We start from the raw sequence: 7807 nt of genomic DNA on the forward strand, positions 1-7807 counted from the left end.
TGTAATAAAAGCTACATTTTTAATTATCAGAAATTGTGATCTCGGTAATCGGCGGTGTTTCCATCTTAGGTTCGTAATCAATAAAGCTGATGGTTCTTATTTTATACACCACATTAGGCATATATTTTGCCCCCAGCGCAGCCCAAAGATTATTTTGCTGTTCAAAAGTTGTTGAGTGAAGTGTTATAAGCAACCGCCCCACCTTTTGCCATGGTTTATTGTTATCCACTTTGGCATTTATTTGAGGATACTGATCACTATCAAAAACCTGGTGGCCTTGAAAAAACGCCATTACATATGATAACAGCCTTAATGCAGTAGAATAATTATTAGCAAATACCGAAAAAAGAACAAATGCATTAATATTTACAGGTGGATTGACAACCTGGATACGATCTTCAATTTTTTGATAGTTATATTGTGAATCAGCTATCCGGTCTTCCTCCAGGTTAACAAGTGTCAGGATAACTTTTGATACGTCACTCCCTTCGGTCGAAACCGCGAATGTGCCATCGGGGTTCATTAATGACGAAAGCACAACAATATCCTCATTGCCGAAGTTTGTTGAATCTTTTCGCTTGATATAAGCGTTAAGTTCATCCGACAGAAATTCAAATGCGGTCCTTAACATATTTTTTAATTAAATGAACAGCTGTTTCTCAGTTTCGTGTGTAAACAAATTGCCTTGCTGATGATATTCCCGGGTTAAATAGCAGGCTGTAACCGTAGTCTATAAGTTTTTGATGATCAAAATTATTGGTGTGGGTTTCAACTACTATAACCTGTACATTTTTCAAGTCTCCGTCTTTTAATTCATCAACTAAAAACTCTTCATATCCTTCCACATCCAGTTTCAGAATAAAAACCTCTTTATCCAGCTTATTGATAAAAGAAAATAACCCCACAGATTCAACCGTTAAAAACCCATTTGAGTTGGGCAGCGTTGTCCACCTTCCACTCCAATCGCTTTGATCGGGAGCATAAAGATTTAATATTCCATCGGCAATTGAAACAGCTTTATTAAGCGCTTGTATTTTCCCAAACCGGTTTGCATTCTGGCTTAAATACATGAAACTATCCGGGTTGGGTTCAAATGAAATAACTTCAACATTTGCCAGGTACTGTGCACACATGATGGAGAAAGCACCGATATGAGCACCACAATCAACAATATAACAGGGGTTAGCTGGCTTGAGATTTATTAACAGGCTTTTTATACAATACATATCCTGGTCAATAACTTCCGGAATCACCCAGCGGTCATCATCGGTATCTTTACGATAGGCTATTTCTAAAACATCGTTCATTGTATCAGATTTAAGCAAAGGCTAAATAATTTTCTTCAGTTGGCACCGACATTCTTAGCAGGTAACTGAAAAAAGTATTCTTATTTAAAATATTTTTATTTGGGTTTTCAGAAATATGTTGCCTTACCATATTGGCAGAAAGCATGTAGCAATAAGAGGTCCTGTTAATAAAATATTGGTGTTCTTCGTCAGGCCTTTCCTCCAAAAATTCTTCGGGTTTACTCCAGCACACTGGTTGAATCTGTTCCACGGTTAGTTCGCACCATGAAGCATTACTTTCGTTAAGCGTAGATGTTAATGCTTTTGACCCTAAGGTTAGCCACTCAATAGGCTCGCTATTGCGTAAAATACTACAAATAAGGCTATAATAATTTGCGGCGATAGTGCTGTTCTTAGATGCGCCCATCAGGTTGTTTGTTACCTCGCCAGACCGCTCCCTGTACCCTAAAAACTCATAATTATTTAAAGTATCCATTAAAGGTTTAAGAGATTTAATAACCACACAATCCGAATCAATCCATAAACCACCATGCCTTGCAAGTAAAAACGCCCGAATAAAATCTGCACGGTGCGCTACGTAAAGGTCTTCAAGCTTTATATCCAGATCGGTGTTACGCATTTCTCTAAAACTTTCAGGTGTCAGCAATTGAACATTGGCGCCATGTGCAAATACTGTTTTTTGGCACTCGCGGATCCAATCGGGAAGATCACCTTCCCAATAAAGCCATATAGGTAAATCTGCCGGTTCCTGATTCATCACTGTTGGTGGTTTAACTTATTTTTTGAATAACGATAAGAGATTCGGCCAGGCAAACGTGTTGATATTTACCTTTTGCAAGTAACTGATTTACATACGTCTGCACATCTGGATAATAATCAGCATAATCGTGAAAAACAACATATCCGTTTACTGCTACAAAAGGCGAAAAGTGCTGAAAATCATCATTGATACTGATATAATCATGCAGGCCATCTATCAGTAACAGCGAAATTGCGTTATCCCATTTAACATCAACTGATTTACCAACCTGGGAGATCACGGTAGCTGAAAGACCTGCATTTTCAATATTTTGCTTAAAACTTTCAAAAGAGGGTTCAAATACACACAAATCCGAACCTAAGGCTCCTAACTTTCCATCGTGCTGATCAACAGCAATTACCTTAATTTCATCTGATATTGATTTGGCAATTTTGCCCAGCAAAATTGTTGCTTTGCCATGAAAACTCCCAATTTCAACAACATGGGCGCCAGAAAATTTAAAGCATGCTTTTAATGCCGTGGCCATAAGTAATTCACACTCAGCATCACTAAGCCATCCCTGAATTTTTTGAATTTCTGCAATTACCTGCAGCGGGAAAAACAATGACTGATCAACAGGTTCGTGTATTATTTCATTTTTAGCAGGGGTATAATTATTGAGATATAACCGTGTGCTGTTTCTGATCACATCATCATATTCCCTGGCAACTGGGTGCATCCAAAAAACATTCGGATCACTTAATGCGCAATCCAGATCTAATGTGGAATAAGATTTTTGATAATTATTAAAAGTATTACAGCATGGATTTAGCAGAATATCATACCCAAGCAAACTTACCATTGTAGGTAAAATAATTTCTTCGGTTGCCCATATCCCTGTGCGCTGCATTATATCATGAAGCCGGGTATTGATCTTAAACTGTTTAACCAAATCCTTAACTGCATCATAAGTAAATACTGTTGAGGGCCAAAAAGACCAGTGTACAAACTTATTCTCTCCATCGGGGAAGGTTTTCAGCAATGGTTTCCACAGATCATATTCTTCAAATGCTTTAATTGATGTCCATACATCCCTGTTTTCTGCGGTAATACGCTCTGGCCTGCTTGACAATAACCCAACGTTACTTTTATCGGATAGGAAATTGGATATAAATAAAGAGTAATCCGGCTGAACACTTAACTGATCAGAATCAACAATTGTTAAAGTGTTGAATGAAAAGTTTTCCAATGCAAACCTCATACATTCCAACGCAAAAGTGTGCAGATAACCATGCTTCACATAATAACTAACAGGACAGATAACAGCACCAAATTGCTCAAATGGAAACAATGTTGATTTAAGATCAAAATCAGCCCCACCGTTGAAAAGTAAAATTATAGAAGATGGATCGTTATAGTGTAAATTACGGACCATATCAATTACACAGTCCGGGCTTTCATGCACCAGGCAGGCGTAAACATTTTTTCCCTTTCCTGAGTTGCCTTGAATAGTAACACTATTTGTAACCTCACTCATCCGGCTATAATTTACAGCCATGCTATGATTATGATAATGTTTTAAATCAGCCTGCATAATTTGTTCAATATCTTTTACAGAATAAGGATGCCACCATTCACCTGAAGTTTGTTTGGGGCTAATGTTTTGATCATGTATCATATGAACCGACATGGTGGTATCTTCCAACTCGGTAACATGCTCCGGAGAGGTATTCCAAACAAATAATCCATCCATACCTACATTAATATTTTTAAACTGGTTGTTTTCCCAATGCGATCTGTAATAGCATAATGAACTACCTAATAGCCATTTACGCTGATCTGAAGGATATTTATACTGATAAGCCTGGTTATTAAAAAAATCGTAGTAAAGCAGGTTATTGATACCGCAAACCCTGGTATTATTTTTATTTAATTCGTGCACCTGGTATTTTAAACGATGCGGGGCATACCAATCATCATCGTCCCAGTTAGCGATTATACTGCCCGATGCATTGCTACAGGCCATATTTAATTTTTCGCCAAGTGTTATTTTATGATCAAGGCGGATGTATTTTATACCAGGCTGGTTTATAACAAGGTCTTCAATACAATCTGTTCCGTCATCAATTATAATTAATTCCTTATTTTGATGTTCCTGCCGTTGAAAATACCGGATGGCGTGTGGTACAAAACGCCTGCGGTTATAGGTTGGCATAATGCATGATACAAGCGGTAGCTTATCCATACTTATTGATTGTAATCTGATTTTTTTTAATTTAAATTAAGCGGGACACTTGAATTTTGGCTGTAAAGCAAAGCTTCGCTTGGGGATTGTCACAAATACATCCGTTTAAAAAGCTGAAAAATTCTTAGTACTTATTTAGATTCAATGGTAGTGTTTGCTCAAGTAGCTTAACAAGTATAAAATTAAGTGTATTCAAAACTCAGTACAATAGCCAATAGTAACTATTTTGCATTAACATTTTCTGAGGCTTGATGAACAAACCTCAATAGAAAGTGATTGGTTAATTGAATTTAAGTGTATTCCCACTCTTTCTTTACCCCGTTTAAAAAATAACTTACCCTGCAATCCTGTAAATGGCCCTTCAACAATTATTACGTCATCCCCTTCAATAAGATTAGGCTCCAACTCAAAGGCCACCTCTTCAAATTTCATGATACTTAAAATTTCTTCTTCTGACATTATAGCCGGTTTACCTTCAAACGTAATAAACTTCAAAATTCCACCTATATTCAATAACTTAAAACGGTCCCTTTCTGTTGAATTTATAAAAACATAGTTAGGAAACATAGGTACCTGTAATTCCTTCCTGCGATCGCTCCACTGCCTTATAACCTTTTGTAAAGGCAGGTAAGCTTTGATCTTTTTCCTCGTTAATTCATTATATATTTTTTTTTCGAGATTTGGAAAGGTGTAAATAATGTACCAATTTTTTTTAAAAAAAGTTTCCATAGAAATGATACGTTTAGATAGATGTATTTTAATAAAATGATGGTTCTTAATCCATTACACATTTCACCGGCAGGCTTTTATAAAAAAAATTATCTTATAGTTAAGCCCCACAATAAAATTGAGCATCTTTACTTACAACCGAAATAGCCATTTATAACTATTTTATCACTTATTTGGTCAAAATTGTAAGCTGCCTTGCTTTAATTAATACATAAAGGAATTAATAAGATGCCAACCTGGTATTTGGATTTAAGTATTTGATTTATAAAACTATAACGCTAAAACCATACTAATAAATAGTTATTAATAGCTATTGCATATATCGGTGATGTTTAGGAGTTTTATAGTATATAAACCATAAATAAAAAAGGATACAAGCCCTTTTATTTACTGTTACACCATTCGTTTTTAATCAGTAGTGTTTTTTTATTCAGATGACAGCAGGATGATTCGCTGTGCATTCTGGATCGGCATTCCTGAATAATTTATTCTTTTAATAAAGGAGGTAACATGTTCAGATCAAACATTCCTGGCGTGGCAATTGGCGTAATCTTCGTTTTTGGTTGACTCAAAAAACCTGCAATATCCGGATAGTTTTTTGATAATAACATGCTGTTTTATTATCAAATAAGAGAGAAATATACATATATATAGAGAAAAAACTTGATTTATTAAACCAATTACCAAATGGCATATAAAATACTTTCATTAGATGGCGGTGGTTCCTGGGCTTTGATTCAGGCCCGCGTACTTAAGGATATTTATGGGGATATCTCCGGTCACGAAGTTTTACATCAGTTCGACCTCGTGATCGCAAATTCGGGAGGCAGCCTCGTTTTGGCTTCGCTATGTAACAATATGTTGCTCAGTGAAATAATTTCGGTTTTTGAGGATGAAAATAAACGAAAGCAGGTTTTTTCAAAATTATCATTCTGGGAAAAATTAAAATGGAGAAACATTGCAAGCCTTACCAATGTGCTCGGCCCAAAATACAGTACCGAAAGAAAGCTCAGCGGCCTTAAAAATGTACTGAACAAGTATGATAGCCTCGTTATACAAAAAAAGGCAGCCAAGCCTATTTTGGATACCTATATGAATGATCTTCCGGCTATCATCGGCAAAAATGATTTACAGATACTTGTTGCCGGATATGACTATCTAAGACAAAGGGCAGTTTTCTTCCGATCAAACCCGGCAAGTAAAACAGACGGTTTTGGTAATGGCAAATTTTACCAGGTAAGCTTAGGAGAAGCCATACATTCATCCAGTAACGCCCCTATTAATTATTTTGATTCGCCGGCAGCAATTACCACCAGTTTACTTGGGGGAGATGACAAACGTAAAACCTGGTTTTGGGACGGTGCAGTATCCGGCTTTAATAACCCGGTACTTGCCGGCTTTATAGAAGCCCGGACAAATAATCCCAACTTACCACTAAGCGATTTCAAGATCCTTTCATTAGGTACCGGCACAGGCGGGGAAGCACTTATAGGCGACTATGAAAATTCAACCAACCCGGTAATTGCTTCTATTTATAACAAAAATAAAAATAACAAGCTTGCCATTACAGACAACCGATCTTCATTTTTTGCTGATATAAAAAAAATGTCGACCAGTATTCTCGGCGATCCGCCTGATTCTGCCACATTTATAACCTATGCCATGATTGACCCTTCGCTGAGCAATAAAGCCTGTGTTGTGCGGATAAACCCTTGTTTAAAACCAATACTTAACCAGGCTAACCAACTATATGAAGCACCCGATATTTATAAAAACGACCCGAACGGCGAGGCCGATTTTATTGCAATAATGGATCTTGATATGGATGCTGTAAAAAATGATGAGGTTGACCTGATTAAGCGTCTTTGTGATAAGTTTATTGTAAATGGCTCTGGCTTGTGTCTGCCTAATCAGTTAATACGTGGTGATAGTAAGGGCGTTCATCTGGGTTATGATACCTATAAGGCAGCCAAAGAAAAATGGCTGAATTGCGATAAGGAAGGATAACAGCGTTATTGAAATGAAAAATAGATTTTCATTCGGTCGTAACCAGGCAATTGTGTTTGCCACTTTAGTTTTTGTACTGGTAATTGGTGCATTTTACTTTTTTATTTACGTTCCTGATAATCAAAATGAATTAGAAGCTCAGCGCTTCAGATGTTTGCAAAATATTGAAATCAACATTCAGTCAAAGGTTGATAACTCTATAGCGCTTTTAAATACCATACTCAATACTTACGAAAAAAATCCGGCGCAATACAACCGGGAAAGGTTAAGCAAATATGTTGAACACTATTCGCAGGAAAGCTTCATCCTCGAATCTATCAAGCCGGTACAGCCATCGGCAGAAAAAAACAACATTAATACCTTAACCGACAGCATTTGCAGAGTGGAATTTGATAACCGGACGCTAACTATTCACCTCCAAAAAAAGGGCTACTTTATCCACATGAAGTATACTTTAAAACAGTTTGTCGACCCTTTACTTACCGACGAAATATTTGACCAGTATATCTTCCTCAGGCAAAAAAACATTATCTACCAAACATTCCCCAGCGGTATAACAACAATAGTATCAGACTCATTAAAATCCGATAAAAGCGCTTTTTTAGAAGGACAAGTAAAAAAAATACACCTTAGCGGGAACAGCTACAAAATATTTTCGCAAAGGCTAAACCTAAATGCAGATTCTGTTATCACCGTATCAGGTTTGCTTACCAATAAAAAATACCAGCAGGAAAAAAATAAACTTCCAGAAAACATCGTCATTTTACTGCTAACCATTGC

General features: G+C 36.7%; 8 protein-coding genes. 2 read left to right on the forward strand and 6 right to left on the reverse strand.

Annotated elements, in window-relative coordinates; all coding sequences use genetic code 11:
• Positions 1-19 precede the first annotated feature (19 nt).
• From AC1DQW_RS12285 to AC1DQW_RS12310, 6 genes are all read right to left on the reverse strand, one after another.
• The gene (locus tag AC1DQW_RS12285; RefSeq protein ID WP_477420916.1) at positions 20-631 is read right to left on the reverse strand and encodes a Pvc16 family protein; all 612 of its coding nucleotides are present in this window, start codon (positions 629-631) and stop codon (positions 20-22) included.
• Positions 632-659: 28 nt separating this feature from the next.
• Positions 660-1307 (reverse strand): FkbM family methyltransferase, encoded by a 648-nt coding sequence (locus tag AC1DQW_RS12290; RefSeq protein WP_477454349.1) that lies wholly within the window; start codon positions 1305-1307, stop codon positions 660-662.
• A 10-nt stretch (positions 1308-1317) separates the two neighbouring features.
• Positions 1318-2064: a capsular polysaccharide synthesis protein gene (locus AC1DQW_RS12295; RefSeq protein ID WP_477454355.1), complete on the reverse strand. Its 747-nt coding sequence runs from the start codon at positions 2062-2064 to the stop codon at positions 1318-1320.
• Between the two features lie 13 nt (positions 2065-2077).
• The gene (locus AC1DQW_RS12300; protein ID WP_477454350.1) at positions 2078-4291 is read right to left on the reverse strand and encodes a CmcI family methyltransferase; all 2214 of its coding nucleotides are present in this window, start codon (positions 4289-4291) and stop codon (positions 2078-2080) included.
• 231 nt (positions 4292-4522) lie between these two features.
• Entirely contained in the window at positions 4523-5020 is a 498-nt protein-coding gene (locus AC1DQW_RS12305) for a UpxY family transcription antiterminator (protein ID WP_477454351.1), read from the reverse strand.
• 485 nt (positions 5021-5505) lie between these two features.
• Positions 5506-5631 carry a hypothetical protein gene (locus AC1DQW_RS12310; RefSeq protein ID WP_477454352.1) on the reverse strand — a complete coding sequence of 42 codons (126 nt, stop codon included), beginning with the start codon at positions 5629-5631 and terminating at the stop codon, positions 5506-5508.
• A 76-nt stretch (positions 5632-5707) separates the two neighbouring features.
• Here AC1DQW_RS12310 and AC1DQW_RS12315 point away from each other — a divergent pair, with 76 nt between their 5' ends.
• A complete protein-coding gene (locus tag AC1DQW_RS12315) occupies positions 5708-7027 on the forward strand; it encodes a patatin-like phospholipase family protein (protein WP_477454353.1) in 1320 nt (439 codons plus the stop codon).
• A gap of 13 nt (positions 7028-7040) precedes the next feature.
• Positions 7041-7807 (forward strand): hypothetical protein (locus AC1DQW_RS12320; protein WP_477454354.1); only part of this gene is annotated, 767 nt, incomplete at its 3' end.

This window comes from Mucilaginibacter sp. P5_A4, from assembly GCF_056400605.1.